This is a genomic window from Burkholderia sp. MSMB1826, assembly GCF_001526325.1.
In the GTDB taxonomy this organism is placed as follows: Bacteria; Pseudomonadota; Gammaproteobacteria; order Burkholderiales; family Burkholderiaceae; genus Burkholderia.
Map to the genome: position 1 here is coordinate 451,990 of NZ_LOYN01000015.1, position 18,052 is coordinate 470,041.

The 18,052-nt window shown below is 66.1% G+C and carries 13 protein-coding genes and 1 pseudogene; 6 read left to right on the forward strand and 8 right to left on the reverse strand.

The genetic code is table 11. The features are described from left to right. Positions 1-9: 9 nt before the first annotated feature. The 7 genes from WS95_RS08905 to WS95_RS08935 all read right to left on the reverse strand — a co-directional run bounded on the left by WS95_RS08905 (position 10) and on the right by WS95_RS08935 (position 8,446). A complete protein-coding gene (locus tag WS95_RS08905) occupies positions 10-1,203 on the reverse strand; it encodes an HlyD family secretion protein (protein ID WP_034204253.1) in 1,194 nt (397 codons plus the stop codon). Then, complete coding sequence (locus WS95_RS08910) at positions 1,203-3,059, reverse strand: efflux transporter outer membrane subunit (RefSeq protein ID WP_441294156.1); 1,857 nt, start codon at positions 3,057-3,059, stop codon at positions 1,203-1,205. Before WS95_RS08910 ends, WS95_RS08905 begins: the two co-directional genes overlap by 1 nt. Positions 3,060-3,061: 2 nt before the next feature. Continuing rightward, positions 3,062-4,000: a glycosyltransferase family 2 protein gene (locus WS95_RS08915; RefSeq protein WP_059823344.1), complete on the reverse strand. Its 939-nt coding sequence runs from the start codon at positions 3,998-4,000 to the stop codon at positions 3,062-3,064. A 10-nt stretch (positions 4,001-4,010) separates the two neighbouring features. Beyond that, complete coding sequence (locus tag WS95_RS08920; protein ID WP_059823346.1) at positions 4,011-5,606, reverse strand: DHA2 family efflux MFS transporter permease subunit; 1,596 nt, start codon at positions 5,604-5,606, stop codon at positions 4,011-4,013. Continuing rightward, positions 5,603-6,889 carry a glycosyltransferase gene (locus WS95_RS08925; RefSeq protein WP_034204249.1) on the reverse strand — a complete coding sequence of 429 codons (1,287 nt, stop codon included), beginning with the start codon at positions 6,887-6,889 and terminating at the stop codon, positions 5,603-5,605. Before WS95_RS08925 ends, WS95_RS08920 begins: the two co-directional genes overlap by 4 nt. A 17-nt stretch (positions 6,890-6,906) precedes the next feature. Beyond that, positions 6,907-7,476 carry a methyltransferase family protein gene (locus tag WS95_RS08930; RefSeq protein ID WP_034204248.1) on the reverse strand — a complete coding sequence of 190 codons (570 nt, stop codon included), beginning with the start codon at positions 7,474-7,476 and terminating at the stop codon, positions 6,907-6,909. Positions 7,477-7,543: 67 nt separating this feature from the next. Further along, the gene (locus tag WS95_RS08935; protein ID WP_059823347.1) at positions 7,544-8,446 is read right to left on the reverse strand and encodes an alpha/beta fold hydrolase; all 903 of its coding nucleotides are present in this window, start codon (positions 8,444-8,446) and stop codon (positions 7,544-7,546) included. Positions 8,447-9,167: 721 nt separating this feature from the next. Here WS95_RS08935 and betI point away from each other — a divergent pair. From betI to betA, 3 genes are read left to right on the forward strand one after another with little or no spacing between them, the layout of a single operon-like run. Continuing rightward, on the forward strand, positions 9,168-9,752 hold the full coding sequence (gene betI, locus WS95_RS08940) for a transcriptional regulator BetI (RefSeq protein ID WP_021160333.1): 585 nt from the start codon (positions 9,168-9,170) through the stop codon (positions 9,750-9,752). A 32-nt stretch (positions 9,753-9,784) separates the two neighbouring features. After that, positions 9,785-11,254, forward strand: a complete 1,470-nt coding sequence (betB, locus tag WS95_RS08945) for a betaine-aldehyde dehydrogenase (RefSeq protein ID WP_034204246.1) — start codon at positions 9,785-9,787, stop codon at positions 11,252-11,254. 14 nt (positions 11,255-11,268) lie between these two features. Next, positions 11,269-12,969 carry a choline dehydrogenase gene (gene betA / locus WS95_RS08950; protein WP_059780828.1) on the forward strand — a complete coding sequence of 567 codons (1,701 nt, stop codon included), beginning with the start codon at positions 11,269-11,271 and terminating at the stop codon, positions 12,967-12,969. Between the two features lie 189 nt (positions 12,970-13,158). On the opposite strand, the pseudogene WS95_RS35655 reads toward betA, so the two are convergent. Beyond that, positions 13,159-13,338 (reverse strand): annotated as a pseudogene (locus tag WS95_RS35655) (transposase); the annotation flags it as partial. A gap of 539 nt (positions 13,339-13,877) precedes the next feature. Between WS95_RS35655 and WS95_RS08955 the strand changes: the two are divergent. From WS95_RS08955 to WS95_RS08965, 3 genes are all read left to right on the forward strand, one after another. After that, entirely contained in the window at positions 13,878-14,453 is a 576-nt protein-coding gene (locus WS95_RS08955; protein WP_034204244.1) for a fimbrial protein, read from the forward strand. Between the two features lie 79 nt (positions 14,454-14,532). Then, positions 14,533-15,279 (forward strand): fimbria/pilus periplasmic chaperone, encoded by a 747-nt coding sequence (locus tag WS95_RS08960; protein WP_063890154.1) that lies wholly within the window; start codon positions 14,533-14,535, stop codon positions 15,277-15,279. A 162-nt stretch (positions 15,280-15,441) separates the two neighbouring features. After that, entirely contained in the window at positions 15,442-18,003 is a 2,562-nt protein-coding gene (locus tag WS95_RS08965) for a fimbria/pilus outer membrane usher protein (protein ID WP_159086664.1), read from the forward strand. The last annotated feature ends 49 nt before the right edge of the window (positions 18,004-18,052 follow it).

Below are 18,052 nucleotides of genomic sequence, written 5' to 3' on the forward strand. Positions count from 1 at the left end.
ACCCTGCCGCTACCCTCCCCGATTCTCCCGAATGATCGCCGCAGCGGCTACCTCGGCCTCGCTCGCCACGCCGTCGTGCACGCGCGTACTGACCGCCGGCGTCGGCGGTTCGCTGTCGAGCGCATGGCCGTTGCGATCGTGCGTGTCGACCGTCACGCGCATCGACAGCCCGACGCGCAGCGGATGCGCGGCGAGATCGCGCGGATCGAGCGCGATCACGACCGGCACGCGCTGCACGACCTTGATCCAGTTGCCGGCGGCATTCTGCGACGGCAGCATCGAGAACGCGCTGCCCGTACCCGCCGAAAATCCCTGCACGCGGCCGCGATAGACGATGCGTGCGCCGTAGAGGTCCGATACGACCTCGACCGGCTGCCCGACGCGCATGTGGCGAATCTGCCCTTCCTTGAAATTCGCGTCGATCCACAAGCGGTTGAGCTGCACGATCGACATCAGCGGCACGCCGGGGCCGACCTGCTGGCCGACCTGCACCGAGCGCTGTCCGACCGTGCCGTCGACGGGCGCAACGATCGTCGTGCGCTTCAGGTTCCGGTAGGCGAGCTTGAACTGCGCGGCCGCCTGCACGACGGCCGGGCTTTCGTCGACGGGCAGCCGGGTGCCGAGCGCGCGCGCCGCATCGAGCTGCGCCTGCGCGGCCGCCAGGTTGGCCTGCGCGCCGGCTACCGCCGCGCGGGCGCGCGCCAGCTCCTCGGGCGCGACGATCTCGACCGACGCGCCCGAACGCGCCGCCAGCGCGCGCTGCGCGAGCTGCAGGTCGGCCCGTCGCGCGTTCACCGCTTCGACGTACATCGTGTTCGAGATCTTCGCGTTCGCGACCTGCCGTACGGCCTGCACGAGTTGCGCCTTCGCCTGCGCGAACGCAACGGACGCCTCGGTATCGTCGAGCCGCACGAGTGTCTGCCCCGCGCGCACGACCTGCGTATCGGCGACCAGCACGTCGGTCACGGCGCCCGGAATCTGCGCGGCAACCTGCACGATGCTGCCCGCGACATACGCGTCGTCGGTGTCTTCGTAGTAACGCTGGCTCAAAAACCAGAACGCGAGCCATGCGAGCGCGGCCGCGAGCACGATCGCGAAGAACACCATGAAGCGCTTGCGGCGCGTCGCGCGGCGCGCGTCGAGCGCAGGGTCGTCACCGAGTGAGGCCGGCGGCGCGGCGGTATGAAGGTTGTCGTGATGCATCAGTCGCTTTGCGTAACGATCAGGCGGTCATGCTGAAACAGCGGAATGGCCGGCGTCGCGCGCGGGTCGGCCGCCAGGTTCGCGGACGCGGTACGGGTCGACGCGGGTGCACCGCGTGGCGTCGGGTCGTTGTTCGCCGCGGCCGCATTCGACGTACGGGTCGCCGTATCGCGCGATGCGACACCGGTGGCCGACGTGCCGCCGGATCCGGCGGCCTGCCGCGAGGCCCCGGCCGCCGAACGCGTATCGGGCGGCGCCGCCGTCGCAGTCGCCCGACTCACGCTCGCCGCCGTCGCCGGTCCTCGCTTCGCCACGCCGCCGCGCGCTTGGCGAACAGCCGGCGTCGATGCCGAAGCGGGCGCCGACGCCCCGCTCCTCGCGTCGAATCCGCCGCCCAGCGCGCCGATCAACCCGACCCGCAGCGTCCGCTGCTTGCCGAGCAACGCGATCATCTGCGCGCGCTCGTCGATCAGCGTGAGATCCGCGACATCGACGTCCTTCTGCATCAGCACGCCGCGCCGATGCCGATCCGCCGCGATCTCCACGATTTTCTGCGCGGCCGCGACCGCGTCCTGCTGCTGCGCGACGAGCGTCTGCGACGTCTGCAGCGACGTGACGAGTTGCGCGACCTGCCCGAGCGCATCGTCGACGGTCTTGTTGTACAACCCGATCGCGACGTCGGCCTGCGCGACGTCCGCGCCGAGCTTCGCCTTCAGCCGGCCGCGATCGAAGATCGGCAGCGAGATCGCGGGGCCGACGGAGCCCGCGAGCGAATCGCGCGAGAACAGCGATGCGGGCGTCAACGCGAACACGCCGCCGAGCGCGACGAGGTTCACGTCCGGATAGAACTGCGCGCGCGTCGAGTCGGCATTCGCGAACGCGGCTTCGACCCGCAGCCGCGCGGCGACGATGTCGGGCCGGCGGCCCAGCAGATCGGCCGGCAGCCGGGCCGGCAGCGCGCCGCCCGCGAACGCGCCGACGCGCGGCCGCTGCAGCGCGAGCCCGCGCTCCGGGCCACGGCCGGACAGCACGCCGAGTTGCAGTTGCGCGAGCTTGATCTGCTCGTCGTTCAGCGCGATCTGCTCGAGCAGGCGGCTGCGCTTGATCGACGCATCGCTCGCGTCGTACGCGTTGTCGAGGCCGCGCGCGGTGCGCTCGCGCAGCACGGCCGTCACGCGCTGGCTGATCTTCAGTTTCTGCTGCAACAGGTCGCGCATCGCGTACGCCTGGTCGAGCTGGCAATACACGGTGACGATCGCGACGGCGAGCGTGAGCCGCACCTGTTCGGCCTCGACGCCTGCCGCGTCGCGCAACGACATCAGGCTCTTCGTCGCCGCGCGGTTCTTGCCCCACAGGTCGAGCTGATAGTTCAGTCCGACGAAGATCGACGACGGCGACACGTTCGGATCGCCGAAGATCTGCACCGGCACGCGATAGCCGCCGGCCGTCACGTCGGCGATGTCGCCGGGCTTCGGCATCCGCGCGCGGCTGATCGTCGCGCCGGCCGTGCCCGTGAGGCCCGTCAGCGAATCGAACTGCTGAAGCTGCGCCTGCGCGATCCGCAGCCGCGCCTGTGCGACCTGCAGATCGGGATTGTTCCGCGACGCCTCGGCGACCAGATCGTCGAGTTGCGGATCCTGCAGCTGCTTCACCCAGTCGGGCGCCGGCCACGCGCCGTTCGCGCCCGGGCCGGCGGTATGCACGAGTGCATCGTCGGCCGGCGCGCGCAGCGACAGCGCCGGCAGGAAGCCCGACGGCACGCATCCGCCCAATGCGAGCAATGCCGCGGCCGCCGCGATCGACCAGCCGCCCTTCGCGCCACGCGGCGAACCCGCCGCTTGCCTCATCCTCCGCATCGTCACCCCTGCCGAACGTGCTGCGCCCGCGCGGCCAGACGCGGCCGCGTGCGCTCGAGCGGGCCGAGGCGGCCGAACAGGCCGTCCGCGACGCCGAACAGGATGCCGGCCAGCTTCGCGCGCTTGTCGCGCTCGACGAGCGCGATCTGCACGACCTGCCACACGGTCAGCAGATTCGGCACGAGCGCCACCGGAAAGCGCAGCCCGTACTGCATGCCGAGCTGCACCGCATTGCGTGCGCTGTAGTAGCGCCGTTGCCACGAGTGATTCATCGACGTCATTTCGAAAGGGCCGATCGCATGCCGCCGTTTCGCGCCGATCCGGTGCGGCAGCACCAGCGACGGCACGACATAGAGCGGCACGTTGCGCGCAAGCGCGCGGAAGCTGTACTCGGTGTCGACATGATCGATGAACAGCGTCTCGTCGAAGCGGCCGAGCACGTCGAACGCATCGCGCGACACGACGCAGCCCGACGAGATCAGGAACGCGCAGCGCTGCATCGGTGCGTCGGGGGCGAGACTCAGCCGGCGCAACCCGATCCCGTTCGTCGCGAGTTCCGGCAGGAAGCTTTGCGCGTTCTCGTCGAAGATGCGCGGGCCGGCGAGGAACGCGCGCGCCGCGAGCGTTGTGCAGACGCCGCGCATCGTCGCGAAGTATCCGGCCGGCACCGACGAGTCCTGATCGAACAGCGCGACTGCATCGACGCCGTCGCCGAACAGCGCCGCGAGCCCCGCGTTGTAAGCGCCCGCGATCCCGCCGCGATTACCGTGATGCAGCCACGCGATGCCGTCGCGCACGCACAGCTCGCGCGCACGCGCATCGGGCTGCGGCGTGTTGTCGACGACGAGCAGCGCGTCGCACGCGTGCCGCCAGCCGCGCAGCGCGTCGAGCTGCGCATCGCTCGGGTGATAGAGGATCACGAGTGCGCCGAGTGTCGTCATGGTCCGCTCCTCAATGCCCGAACGATGCTGCCGCGCCGCGCCTGGGTCGCGTCAGCCACATCATCGCGGCAAGCACGACGCACGTCATGCTCGCCATCCAGAACATGTCGTTGGTCGCCATCATGTACGCCTGCTGCATCACGACCTGATGCAGCGTCGTCAGCTCGCGCACGCCGTCCACGCCCATCGCGTTCAACGCATGCACGAAGCGTTGCGTGTTCGTCGACGCGTGCGTGACCGATTGCGACACGACGTCGTAGTGATAGGTCGCGCGGTTGTCCCACAGCGTCACGCTCATCGCGGTGCCGAATGCAGCCGACAGCGTGCGCAGGAAATTCGACAGGCTCGATGCGGCGGCGAGCCGGTCGTCCGGAATGCGCGACAGCGTGGCGGCAGTCAGCGGAATGAAGAAGCACGGCAGCCCGATCCCCTGGATCAGCCCCGGCGCGGCGATCTGCGCGAACGTCATCTTCAGCGTGAAGTGCGCGTCCCATGCGAGCACGGCCGCGAAGACGAGGAAACCGAACGTCGCGAGCACGCGCGCGTCGAAGCGGTGCGCATGCAGCCCGACGAGGATCGAGAACACCAGCGCGAGCACGCCGAGCGACGCGGTCGCGAGCCCCGCGTGGAACGCGTTGTAGCCCATCACGGCCTGCATCCACAGCGGAAACACGACGCCGACCACGGAGAAGCTCATCATCCCGAGCGAGATGATCAGCACGCAGAACGAGAACGTGCGGTCGCGAAACAGGCTCAGATCGACCACGGGATGCGCTTCGCCCGCCTCCCAGATCAGCAGCAACACGATCGCGAGCGCCGCGACCGCCGCGAGCGTGACGATCAGCGGCGAATCGAACCAGCCGCGGTCGTGACCGAGATCGAGCATCGCCTGCAGCGAGCCGACGCCGATCACGAGCAGCACGATGCCCGGCACGTCGATCGGGCCGGCCGCGCCGCGCTGCGCGTCGGGGTGCAGCATCGCGGTGCACACCGCGAAGGAGAACAGCCCGATCGGCAAATTGATCAGGAAGATCCACGGCCACGAGAAGTTGTCGACGATCCAGCCGCCGACCACCGGCCCGAAGATCGGCGCGAGCAGCACGGTCATCGCCCACAGCGCGAGCGCGATCGTGCGCTTGTCCGGCGGGAACGTGCGCAGCAGGATCGTCTGCGACAGCGGCACCATCGGCCCGGAACACAATCCCTGCAGCGCGCGGCAGATCACGAGCACGTGCAGGTCTCGCGCGAGCCCGCACAGCAGCGACGTCAGCGTAAACAGCAACACCGCGCCGACGAACAGCCGCAGTTCGCCGACGCGCCGTGCGAGCCAGCCGGTCAGCGGCACCGCGATCGCGGCCGCGACCGAATACGAGCTGATCACCCACGTGCCCTGACTGTTCGATACGCCGAGACTGCCGGAAATCGCCGGCACCGCGACGTTCGTCACGGTCGAGTCGAGCACCTCGATGAAGGTCGCGAGCGACAGCGCGAACGTCAGCAGCGCGAGCCGGATGCCGCGCACCGGCTGCGCGGCCGGCACGGGCGCCGGCCCGTCGAACGCGGACGGCGCGACGGGCCCGTCGCGAAGCGGCGACGCGGCGCTCATGCGCCGGCCACCGCGACATCGGCCCGCGCGGCCAGCCGCCCGCGCCCGGGCACGAACCGTTCGACGAAATCGGCGGCCGCGCCGCAGCCGTCCGGCGCGGCTGCGAGCAGCGCGCGCGTACGCTCGGCGTGTACCGCGAACGCGGGTTCTTCGAGCACGCGCGCGAGCGCCGCGCCGAGCCGCGCGCCGTCGAGCGGGCCGTCGACCCGCACGCCGCAGCCGTTCGCGACGACGCGTTGCGCGTTGTCGAACTGGTCGTGCGCGAACGGCGTGACGACCTGCACGATGCCGGCTTCGCACGCGAGCGCCGCCGTGCCGATCCCGCCGTGATGCACGAGCGCGCGGCAACGCGGCAGCAGCGCGCGCATCGGCACGAAACGGCGCACGAGCAGCCGGTCGCCGGTCTGCGCCGCATCGTCGTGCGGCGTCAGCAGGATCCCGCGCGCGCCGGTCGCGCTCAGCGCGTCCGCCGCCGCGCGCGCATACGCCGCGTGATCGACGAGCGTCGAACCGGCCGTGAACACGACCGGCGGCTCGCCGGCCGCGAGAAACGCATCGAGCGCCGCATCGTCGTCGGCGGCGGCGATGTCGTTGAACAACGGAAAACCGCTTTGCAGATGGTTCGACGGCCAGTCCGGCTGCGGCGGCGCGAACCAGCGGGGAAACAGGCACAGCACGCCGTCGGTCGAATGCAGCCAGCGGCCGAGCACGCGCCGCGCGGGCGCAAGCCCGAGCTCGCCGCGCACCGCGTCGAGCGCCGGGCCGCACACGCGGTCGAGCACCTGCCGCTCGATCAGCGTCATCAGCGCCGACTTCACCGGCAACGGCCAGCGTGCGGGAATCGTCAGGCGCGGGTGGGTCGGCGGCGCATGCGCGGACAGCAGCGTCGACGGCGACACCTGCACCGACACGTACGGCGTGCCGTGCAGTTCCTGCATGAAGCGCGCGGAAAATGCCCACAGCGTGCCGACCAGCACCGTGTCGGCATCGGTCAGCGCGCGCAGGGCGTCGTAATGCGGGCGCAGCGTCGGCGCGATCACCTGCCACAGCGTACGGAACGACGTGCGCGGATCCCACAGCGCCGGGTTCGCCATCGCCGCGTCGTAGTCGGCCGCGGTGCCGACCGGCACGAACGCGAACCCGCAGCGGCGCACGGCCGCCTCGAACGGCGCATGCGTACAGAACACGACCTCGTGACCGCGCGCCGCGAGCGTGCGCGCGATGCCGAGCATCGGATGCACGTCGCCCGCCGAACCGATCGCGGTCACGATCATCTTCGCCATCGCGCGCCTCGCGGAGATCAGTAAAAGCCGGGGATCAGCGCCGCCACTTCGCGGCGATACTGCACGTAGGCCGGCCCGAAATATCCGGTCAGCCAGCTTTCTTCGACGCGCACCTTGTACGCAAGGGACGCGAACACGAGCAGCACGCCGATCGCGCCGCGCCATTCGCCGCCGATCAGCGCGGCGCCGACCAGCGCGATCAGGCAGCCGGTGTAGATCGGGTGACGCACGAGCGCATACGGCCCCGTTCGCACGAGCTCGTGATCTTCCTTCAGCGTGACCGATACGCTCCAGTTCGTGCCCAGATGCAGCCGCGCCCACACCGAGAACAACAGGCCGGCCACCAGCACCGCGAGCCCGCACTGCGCCTGCAGCCCGAAGCGGTGCCAGTCGGGCGCGAGCGCCTGCCACGACGGATCGGGCAGGATGATCAGCGCGCCGCCGACGATCAGCGGAATCGACTGCAGCGTGCGCGAGCGCGACGCTTCCTTGCGCACGGTCGCCTTGACGCCCTGCGACGTGGCGATCCAGTACGCGAGCCACGCGGCCCACGGAACGACGATGGCGATGGTCTGAACGATATTCACGGCTGGCCTGCCTCGTTGGGATGGGAATTCGGATGCGCGGGACGAGCCCGATGCACGACGGACGACGTCACGACGACAGCGCAGGCATCGGCGCGGGCACGCACGCGTGCGCGGCAGCCCGTGCGATGCCGTTCGCGGCGGGCGCGTCGCCACAGAAAAATTCGAGCAGCGCGGCACGGGTGCATTCGCGCTGCGCCCGGCCTTCGATGTCGAGGAAATGGCCGGCGTCCGGCACCGTCGCGAACCGCGCGCGCGCCACATGCGCGCCGAGCTGACGCACGTCAGCCGGCGTCGTGTATTCGTCGCGCTCGCCGTTCAGGAACAGCAGCTCGCAGCCGATGTTCGAGAACTCGCTGAAGTAGCGCTCGGGCTGCAACGACAGGATCTGATCGACGTGGAACGCGACCTGGTCCTGCTCGTCGCGCGGCAGGCGCGTGAGATACCGGTAGTTGTACAGCTTCATGATGCGCGGCAGATAGCGGCCGACTGTGTCGTTCAGCAACTGCGCGGCCTTCAGGTTCTCGCCGGCCGCGATGTGGTCGCGCGCACGCGTCACGTAGTCGACCATCGCATCGTTCAGGAACGGCGAGAACGAGCAAATCGCCGCGCGCCGCACGCTCGGGCAGCCGCGCGCGAGCGCGAACAGCGACGCGACGCCGCCCCACGACACCGACACGAGGAACGCCGGCGCGAAGCGCTCGACCAAGTACTGGAGGATCGCGGCTTCGTCGTCCTTGGTCAGGATGGAGCAGCCGGGATTGTGCTGGCGCGACTGCCCCGCATACGGCAGGTCGAAGCAGATCGTGTTCATCCGCTCGCCGAGATACTGGACGGTCTGGCCGAACGACGCGGTCGTCGCGAGCGCGCCGTTGACGAGCATCGCCGTGTCGAAGGCCGGGTCGAACACGTTCCGTTCGACGTAGACCTTCAGGCCATTCGGTAGCGGGACCACGTGTTTTTCGGTCGGCATCGTCGTTCTCCGGTGGATGCGGCGTCTCGACGTCGCGGCATGCTGCAAGTGCGCAATGGCTGACGCCGACCCCGCGCGCGGTCGTTCGACGCGCTCATTGCCGACGCACCGCGGCAATTGCCCGCGGCGCCATTCATTCCTCGTGGTGCGGCGCCATACTAATACGGTCGATATTACTTACTCAAGTCGTTCCAAAAATACCCTCTACTCGAACCGGAAATACGTCGGATTCAAATTCATTTATCTATTTCCGTGGTATGAGGAATTCAGGAAGAGATGCTGGCAATCGTTTGCGAGCCACCCTTTTTGAAGCTCGAAAGCACAAACTTCTCTTTTATATTCAATGGTTTAATCAATATCATTCGGTCGATTGAAACGGATTTTTGAAAGCCAGCCGCCTTCACGATCCGGTTTGACGATTTCACATCGTGAATAATGTTGCAGATTTCGACATTCTTTCGTTTCGTAATGGAATCAGGCAGGGAAACGGTGCTTCCGATTACGTCGAATTTTCGTGAACCGTTTTAAACATATTCAAACTTAGTTAACCTTCTTTCAGCTCGTTTTTCCGCACCTGCACATGGGCTCCAGGCGTGACGAATCCTCCCGTTTGGAACACGTCCCTCCGTTCGCCCCCGATTTTTTGTTGATTGATCGTTCAATAAAAAACCGCTAAGCTGCCGACTTCCATGGACGGCCCACCCGGGCGAAGGGAGTCACGATGCCGAAAGTCGGAATGCGGGAAATCCGCCGCGCACAGTTGATCGACGCCACGTTGCGCTCGATCGACGAAGCGGGCCTGCCCGGCACGACGCTCGCATCGGTCGCGCAACGCGCGAACATCTCGACGGGCATCGTCAGCCATTACTTCGGCGACAAGGACGGCCTGCTCGAAGCGACGATGCGGCACGTGCTGCGCGACCTGTGGTCGGCCACCACGCGCCGCCGCGTCGCCGCGCGCAAGGATCCGCGTTCGCGGCTGCGCGCAATCGTCGCCGCGAACTTCGACGACACGCAGGTCAGCGCGCCCGTGATGAAGACGTGGCTCGCGTTCTGGTCGCAGAGCATGCACGACCCGATGCTCAAGCGCCTGCAGCACGTGAACACGCGGCGCCTCCATTCGAACCTGTGCGCCGAGTTCGCGAAGGCGTTGCCGCGCACCCAGGCGCGCGAAGCCGCCAGCGGCCTCGCCGCGCTGATCGACGGCCTGTGGCTGCGCGGCGCGCTCGCCGGCGGCCCGATCGACACCCGAGCCGCGTTGAAGCTCGCCCACGATTACATCGACCTGCTGCTCGCGTCCGACTGACGCGTCACGCAGTCGCCCTCAAGGAGATCCTCATGTCCGTATACGGTTTGCAGCGCCTCTACATCGGCGGCGGTTACGTCGACGCCACGAGCGGCAAGACTTTCGACACCTTCGATCCGGCCACCGGCGAGCTGCTCGCGCAGGTGCAGCAGGCGAGCGCGGCCGACGTCGATCGCGCGGTCGCGTCCGCGCAGGAAGGCCAGCGCGAATGGGCGGCGATGACCGCGATGCAGCGCTCGCGCATCCTGCGCCGCGCGGTCGACCTGCTGCGCGAGCGCAACGACGCACTCGCGGCCATCGAGACGCGCGACACCGGCAAGCCGATCGGCGAGACGCTCGCGGTCGACATCGTCACCGGCGCGGACGTGATCGAGTACTACGCGGGCCTCGCGACCGCGATCGAAGGGCTGCAGGTGCCGCTGCGCGCCGAATCGTTCGTCTATACGCGCCGCGAGCCGCTCGGCGTGTGCGCGGGCATCGGCGCATGGAACTACCCGATCCAGATCGCCTGCTGGAAGACCGCGCCCGCGCTCGCGGCCGGCAACGCGATGGTATTCAAGCCGAGCGAAGTCACGCCGTTGACCGCGCTGAAACTCGCGGAAATCTATACGGAAGCCGGCGTGCCGGCCGGCGTGTTCAACGTCGTGCAGGGCGACGGCTCGGTCGGCGCGTTGCTCACCGGCCACCCGGACATCGCGAAGGTGTCGTTCACCGGCGGCGTCGAAACCGGCAAGAAGGTGATGTCGCTCGCCGGCGCATCGTCGCTGAAGGAAGTGACGATGGAGCTCGGCGGCAAGTCGCCGCTGATCGTGTTCGACGATGCGGACCTCGACCGCGCGGCCGACATCGCGGTGACCGCCAACTTCTTCAGCTCGGGCCAGGTCTGCACCAACGGGACGCGCGTGTTCGTGCACCGCTCGATCAAGGACGCCTTCACGACGAAGGTGCTCGAACGCGTGAAGCGCATCCGCGTCGGCAAGCCGACCGATGCCGACACCAACTTCGGCCCGCTCGTGTCGGCCGCGCAGCTCGACAAGGTGCTCGGCTTCATCGAAAGCGGCAAGGCCGAAGGCGCGAAGCTGCTCGCGGGCGGCACGCGCCTGACCGACGGCCACTTCGGCAGCGGCCAGTACGTCGCGCCGACCGTGTTCGGCGATTGCCGCGACGACATGAAGATCGTGCGCGAGGAAATCTTCGGGCCGGTGATGAGCATCCTCGATTTCGAATCGGAGGACGAAGTGATCGCGCGCGCGAACGACACGCACTACGGCCTCGCGGCCGGCGTCGTGACCGAGAACCTGTCGCGCGCGCACCGTACGATCCATCGCCTCGAAGCCGGCATCTGCTGGATCAATACCTGGGGCGAATCGCCGGCCGAAATGCCGGTTGGCGGATACAAGCAATCCGGTGTCGGACGCGAGAACGGCATCACGACGCTCGAGCACTACACTCGAATCAAGTCGGTGCAGGTCGAGCTCGGCCGCTACAACCCGGTGTTCTGAAAAGGAGATCCGTCATGACGACACGCGAATACGACTACATCATCTGCGGCGCGGGTTCCGCGGGCAACGTGCTCGCCACGCGGCTGACGGAAGATCCGGACGTCACGGTGCTGCTGCTCGAAGCGGGCGGCCCCGACTACCGCTTCGACTTCCGCACGCAGATGCCGGCGGCGCTCGCCTACCCGCTGCAGGGCCGCCGCTACAACTGGGCGTACGAGACCGACCCCGAGCCGCACATGGACAACCGCCGGATGGAGTGCGGCCGCGGCAAGGGGCTCGGCGGCTCGTCGCTGATCAACGGGATGTGCTACATCCGCGGCAACGCGCTCGACTACGACAATTGGTCGACGCACAAGGGCCTCGAGAACTGGACGTATCTCGACTGCCTGCCGTACTTCAAGAAAGCCGAGACGCGCGACATCGGTCCGAACGACTATCACGGCGGCAGCGGCCCCGTGTCGGTCACCACCAGCAAGCCGGGCGTGAACCCGCTGTTCGAGGCAATGGTCGACGCGGGCGTGCAGGCCGGCTATCCGCGCACCGACGACCTGAACGGGTATCAGCAGGAAGGCTTCGGCCCGATGGACCGCACCGTCACGCCGAAGGGCCGCCGCGCGAGCACCGCGCGCGGCTACCTCGATCAGGCGAAGGTGCGGCCGAATCTCGAGATCGTCACGCACGCGCTCGCCGACCGCATCCTGTTCGACGGCAAGCGCGCGTCGGGCGTCACGTACCTGCGCGGCAGCGAACGCGCGACCGCGCACGCCCGCCGCGAAGTGCTCGTGTGCAGCGGCGCGATCGCGTCGCCGCAACTGCTGCAACGCTCGGGCGTCGGCCCCGGCGCATGGCTGAAGGAACTCGACATTCCCGTCGTGCTCGACCTGCCCGGCGTCGGCCAGAATCTGCAGGACCACCTGGAGATGTACATCCAGTACGAGTGCAAGGAGCCGGTGTCGCTGTATCCGGCGCTCAAGTGGTGGAACCAGCCGAAGATCGGCCTCGAATGGATGCTGAACGGCACGGGCCTCGGCGCGAGCAACCACTTCGAGGCCGGCGGCTTCATCCGCACGCGCGACGACGATCTGTGGCCGAACATCCAGTATCACTTCCTGCCGGTGGCGATCAACTACAACGGCTCGAACGCGATCGAGATGCACGGCTTCCAGGCGCACGTCGGCTCGATGCGCTCGCCGAGCCGCGGCCGCGTGAAGCTGCGCTCGCGCGATCCGAACGATCATCCGAGCATCCTGTTCAACTACATGGCCGAAGCGCTCGACTGGCGCGAGTTCCGCGATGCGATTCGCGCGACGCGCGAGATCATGCGGCAGCCGGCGCTCGATCGCTATCGCGGCCGCGAACTGAATCCGGGCGCCGACTGCAAGACCGACAAGGAGCTCGACGCATTCGTGCGCGCTCGCGCGGAAACCGCGTTCCATCCGTCGTGCTCGTGCAAGATGGGTTACGACGACATGGCGGTGGTCGACGAAGAAGGCCGCGTGCACGGGCTCGACGGGCTGCGCGTGGTCGATGCGTCGATCATGCCGATCATCACGACCGGCAACCTGAACGCGCCGACGATCATGATCGCCGAGAAGATCGCCGACAAGATCCGCCGCCGCACGCCGCTCGCCCGTGTCGACGTGCCGTACTTCGTCGCGAACGGCGCACCGGCGCGCAATGTCGCGAAGGCCGTGCGGCAACCGGAAACGGTCTGACGCAAGCGGGTATTCTGCGCGGTCTTTGCGCTCCTCGTGTAACGCTGCTGACGGTTGCCTTCAGCAGCGTTTTTCGTTTCCGGATTTGGCGATTGTCGATATCCGACCCCAAATGCTCGGCGTTCGACTCTGAACCAGATTCGGTCCCGGTCGGAAGCAAAATTTCCGGCTGGGTTGAGTAGCGCCCGTCGTCTGTCCCAGCCCTCCGAATTTCTTCTTCCAGTCGTCGAAAGTCGCGTCGCTTGTTCCGAGCTTGCGGCAGATCTCCTCGATCGTCGTACCCAGCTCGGCTAGCGTCAGTGCGAATGCGATCTGCTCTTTCGTAGACTTGCTCCTCTTCGTGGCATGGCCTTCGTCCCGCCTGGACACATCGCGCCGGATTTCTCCACTTTTGAACCCGGCTATTTCTCGGATCAGGGCCAGGGTATCGTCACCGCTATAACTCGAGCCGGCGTCGATTTTCGTGGCCTGCGGAATACGGGAAGCGCCCTGGTTAATATTTTTTAAATACCCATATTAGCCAGTTAATCGATAAATCATAAATAACTCTGTCAATCTTTGTCACGAGAAGTATTCGCAAAAATCAGACTGGATAGAATGCTGGTGCGTTGTCACCGATCAGCTTTCTTCCAAAAAACAATCTGCTTCCGACGAAGCAAATTGAGCAGCTGACGTGACTCTGCGAGATCCGAGCCTGTTCACGCCAATAGCGACCGAACGGGACCATTGAATCCAGCAAACGGGGAATCGGCACGGAAGATTTCCTGGCCGTATGCGTGGTCGCCCGAAATCACCTCGTACTCGACGAGGCAACTCCACTTATCCGGCATATTCGACTCGTTATTGGCGTGGGCAGGCTCGGCATACTAATCAGAGGCGCAGTGCCTCAACCAGCGAAGGAGTTCCAGATGAGCAAAAAAATCCTTGGACCGTTATCGGTGAGTGCGGTGGCATTGGCCATCGCCATGCCGGGCATTTCGCATGCGGCGGACGGCACGGTCAATTTCAACGGCGAAGTCGTCTCGCAGACCTGCACGATCAATGGCAACAACACCGGCAAGAGCGACTTCACCGTCACGCTCAAATCGGTGCCGACGTCGGCGCTCAAGAAGGATGGCGATACCGCCGAGCGTACGCCGTGGACCATTGCGCTGACCAATTGCACGCCCGCATCGGGCAACGTGACGGTCTACTTCGAACCCGGCCCGCAGGTCGACTTCAACACCGGTCGGCTCAAGAACAATACCGGCACGGCTACCAACGGCAAAGCGTATGCCACCAACGTCGAAGTGGGCTTGCTGAACAGCGGGTTCCAGCCGATCACGTTGGGTAATGATCCTAGCACTCAGGGTGCCGACGTCGTGGCGATCGGCGCGGACGGGACGGCCACGCTGAAGTTCTACGCACAGTATGTGGCAACGGGCGGAGCGGCAACGCCCGGCCCGGTGCAAGCCCAAGTCATGTACACGCTGAACTTCAGCTGATCGAAACACATCGGCATGAACCCCGCCCCCTTGTCAGGGGGCCTTCGCATTCCTAATCATCAGAATCGGATTCTCAGACATGTTCCCATGGAAGACAGCAGCGCGTTCCGCCGTCGCGGTGTTGCTGACGTGCGTTTCGACGGCGTACGGCAGTGTCGTGATCATGGGCACACGGGTGATCTACCCCGCCGGAGAGCGCGAGGTCTCCATCAAGCTCAGCAACGAAGGATCGTCGCCCGCACTGGTGCAGACGTGGCTCGATAAAGGCGATCCCAAAGCGCAACCTGGGGCCGTCCAGCTGCCGTTCACGTTGATGCCGCCGCTGTTCCGCATGGAACCCAGGAAAGGTCAGACGCTCCGCCTCATTTACACCGGAGAGCCGCTGCCGCAGGACAAGGAGTCCGTCTTCTGGCTGAACGTACTCGAAGTTCCACCCAAGGCGCAGGTGTCGACGGAAAACGAGAACCTGATGCAATTGGCATTCCGCTACCGCATCAAGATATTTTTCAGGCCAAAGGCGCTGCCGGATAACCCCGACGCAGCCGCCACTCAGCTGACATGGACGCCCGTGCCGGAAGGCGGCGAAATGAAAGTGCGGGTCGACAATCCCTCTGCCTATCACGTGACGATCGTGAACATCGACGCCGGAATCGACGGCAAGTCGTATTCGGACAGCGTGGGCGGCATGGTCGACCCAGGAGGGAACACGACGTTCCTCCTGAAGAAGTCCGCCGTCACGCCCGCCGCCGGGCCGTTCGAAGTCAAGTATCGCTATATCAACGACTACGGCGCGGAAATCAACGCGACATTCCCAAAGAGCAAGTAGCGACGCGCGTCGTGCCCTCCGTCGCTCGCTGCTCGAGCGACGACGCATGCGGCGCCCCAAGCCGCTCTCCCGATCATGTTCGCGGGTCATTCAAGTTCTCCCATCATCATGTATTCGTATTCGCTCGACTCCGGAAGCAAACGCATCGTCACGAGACCGTTGGTGGCGTTGCTCACGCTATGCGCAGCCAGCGTGATGCAGCCGGTTCGTGCGAATGGCGACACGACGACGAAGGACGTCCAGTTCGACAGCCAGTTCCTGCTGGGGCCGGACGGACGCTCGATCGACGTGAGCCGGTTCGAGAAAGGCAATCCGGTGGTCCCCGGTCAATATGTGGTCGACGTGATCGTGAACGGGAACTGGGTGGGCCGTCAGGCGGTGAAGTTCGGTGCTCGCAATGGCGCGAACGCCGCACTGTGCTTCGACCGCAAGCTCGGCGAGCGCATCGGCCTGAATTTCGACGTGCTGTCGCCGGAGAACCGCACGCGATTCGCCTCCGCGAACGTCGACGAATGCCTGGACCTGAGATCCATGGTGGGCGACGCCAGCGTCGATTTCGACCCATCCGACCTGAGGCTGGATCTCACCGTTCCGCAAATCGCGGTGAAGCAGAACCCGCACGGCTACGTGAGTCCGGAGCTTTGGGATGCCGGCGTGCCGTCGGCGACACTGGCCTACAACTTCACGGGTTCGCGTTCGACAGGAGGCGAGTCGCCCGACTCCCAGGGCTACCTCGGACTGAACGCGGGAATCAACATCGGCAGCTGGCACGTCAGGCACAACGGCTCGATGTCGTGGTCGACGGGGCGAACGCGCGAGTATCAAAGCATCGTCACGTACCTGCAGCACGACGTGCCGTCCCTGCGGAGCCAGGTGAAGATCGGCGACACGTATACCGACGGGCAGTTCTTCGACAGTTTCGGTGTGCGCGGCATTCAACTGGCCACCGACGATCAGATGCTGCCGGAATCGATGCGCGGCTATGCGCCGATCATTCGCGGCGTCGCGAACTCCAATGCCCGTGTGACCGTCACGCAGAACGGCATCAAGCTTTACGAAACGATCGTGACGCCCGGTACGTTCGAGATCAAGGATCTCTATGCGACGGGATACGGCGGCAATCTGCTGGTGACGATCACCGAGGCGGACGGAAGCCAGCGAAGTTTCGCCGTGCCGTACGCGTCGGTCGTGCAGTTGCTGCGTCCGGGAATCTATCGCGTCACGGCCTCCGCGGGCGAGTTGCGCGACCAGCAAATCACATCGAAGGTGAAGGTGCTGCAGTCGACCGTCCAGCGCGGGTTCACCAATCTGCTGACGGGATATACGGGCGCGATTGTCGCGCAGAATTATTACTCGGCGCTCGTGGGCGTGGCCGTCAACACGGATTTCGGCGCGGTCGCCTTCGACGTCACCCATGCACACGCCGAGATCGGCCCGGCAAACAACAGCAGCGGACAAAGTTTCCGCGTGAGTTTCAGCAAGTCCGTGCCGGTCACTCAAACGCTCGTCAACGCATCCGCATCTCGATACTCGTCCAGCGGATTCTGGACGTTCCGCGACGCGATGCTTGCGCGACAGGCGATCGAACGCGGCAACGACATACAGTGGGCCGGTCGGCCTCGTTCGCGGTTGCAGGTATCGCTGTCGCAATCGTTCGGACAACGCTGGGGGACCGTCTTCATGTCGGGCAACCGCGTGGATTATTGGGGGCGTGGCGGCAACGATACGTTCTACAACGCCGGCTATAGCAATTCGTTCCGCAGCATCGGCTACTCCGTGTCGGTATCGCGGCAGCGGGTGGGCACGACGTCGGCCATGAGCAACCAGATTTTCGCGAGCATTTCCGTGCCGCTCGGCGGTAACGGGCATACGTCGACCCTCACCACGACCTTCACGCGCGACGATGACGCGGGCTCGACGCTGCAGGCCATGTACAACGGCAGCGCGGGCGACTACAACGAGTTCAGCTACGGGCTGACCGCGACGCGCGCCCGCCCCGGATCGAGCGCCGACGCGAATGCGCAATATGCGAGCCCGTACACGACGATCGGCGGCAGCATCAGCCGCGGCAACGGGTATAGCCGGGCAACGGCGACCCTGTCCGGCGCCGTGGTGGCGCACCCGGGCGGTGTGACGCTGGCGCCGAGCATGGGCGACACCGTAGGCGTGGTCGACGCGCCGGATGCCGCCGGCGCGCGCGTCGAGAATGCGCCCGGCGTGGCGGTCGACGGGCACGGATACGCAATCGTGCCTTTCCTCACGCCGTACAGCCTGAATACCGTTTCACTCGATCCACGCGGCTTGCCGCTGGACGTCCAGCTGGATACGACCGCTCAACAGATCGCGCCGAGAGCGAACTCGGTCGTGATGCTGCACTTCAAGACGGTGAGCGGCCGCACGGCGTTGGTCACGGTCCACCTGCCGAATGGGAAGTCGCCGCCGTTCGGTGCGGCGGTACAGGACGAAAAAGGCAGCGACATCGGAATCATCGGCCAAGGCGGAAAGTTCTTCTTGCAAGGTGCGACCGACAACGGCCGGCTCACCGTGAAGTGGGGCAACGCGCCGGACGAGACATGCGAATTTTCCTACAGCCTGCCGCCGCGAGACCGCAAGCAGTTGGTCTACACGTCGCTCGACTCGATTTGCACGGCGAAAGCATCCAGGACGGAACACGTGACCGAGGCGGCGCATATCGTCGGTTCACCCGACGCTTCCAACAAATAGCACGTTACGCAACGTGCGCGTCCAGTCACGAAGAACACACCAGAGACCG

Excerpts from the sequence above, each read along its gene's own strand:
- WS95_RS08905 (WP_034204253.1), bottom strand. The coding sequence starts at position 1,203 with ATGCATCACGACAACCTTCATACCGCCGCGCCGCCGGCCTCACTCGGT.
- WS95_RS08910 (WP_441294156.1), bottom strand. The coding sequence starts at position 3,059 with ATGCGGAGGATGAGGCAAGCGGCGGGTTCGCCGCGTGGCGCGAAGGGC.
- WS95_RS08915 (WP_059823344.1), bottom strand. The coding sequence starts at position 4,000 with ATGACGACACTCGGCGCACTCGTGATCCTCTATCACCCGAGCGATGCG.
- WS95_RS08920 (WP_059823346.1), bottom strand. The coding sequence starts at position 5,606 with ATGAGCGCCGCGTCGCCGCTTCGCGACGGGCCCGTCGCGCCGTCCGCG.
- WS95_RS08925 (WP_034204249.1), bottom strand. The coding sequence starts at position 6,889 with ATGGCGAAGATGATCGTGACCGCGATCGGTTCGGCGGGCGACGTGCAT.
- WS95_RS08935 (WP_059823347.1), bottom strand. The coding sequence starts at position 8,446 with ATGCCGACCGAAAAACACGTGGTCCCGCTACCGAATGGCCTGAAGGTC.
- betI (WP_021160333.1), top strand. The coding sequence starts at position 9,168 with ATGCCGAAAGTCGGAATGCGGGAAATCCGCCGCGCACAGTTGATCGAC.
- betB (WP_034204246.1), top strand. The coding sequence starts at position 9,785 with ATGTCCGTATACGGTTTGCAGCGCCTCTACATCGGCGGCGGTTACGTC.
- betA (WP_059780828.1), top strand. The coding sequence starts at position 11,269 with ATGACGACACGCGAATACGACTACATCATCTGCGGCGCGGGTTCCGCG.
- WS95_RS08955 (WP_034204244.1), top strand. The coding sequence starts at position 13,878 with ATGAGCAAAAAAATCCTTGGACCGTTATCGGTGAGTGCGGTGGCATTG.
- WS95_RS08960 (WP_063890154.1), top strand. The coding sequence starts at position 14,533 with ATGTTCCCATGGAAGACAGCAGCGCGTTCCGCCGTCGCGGTGTTGCTG.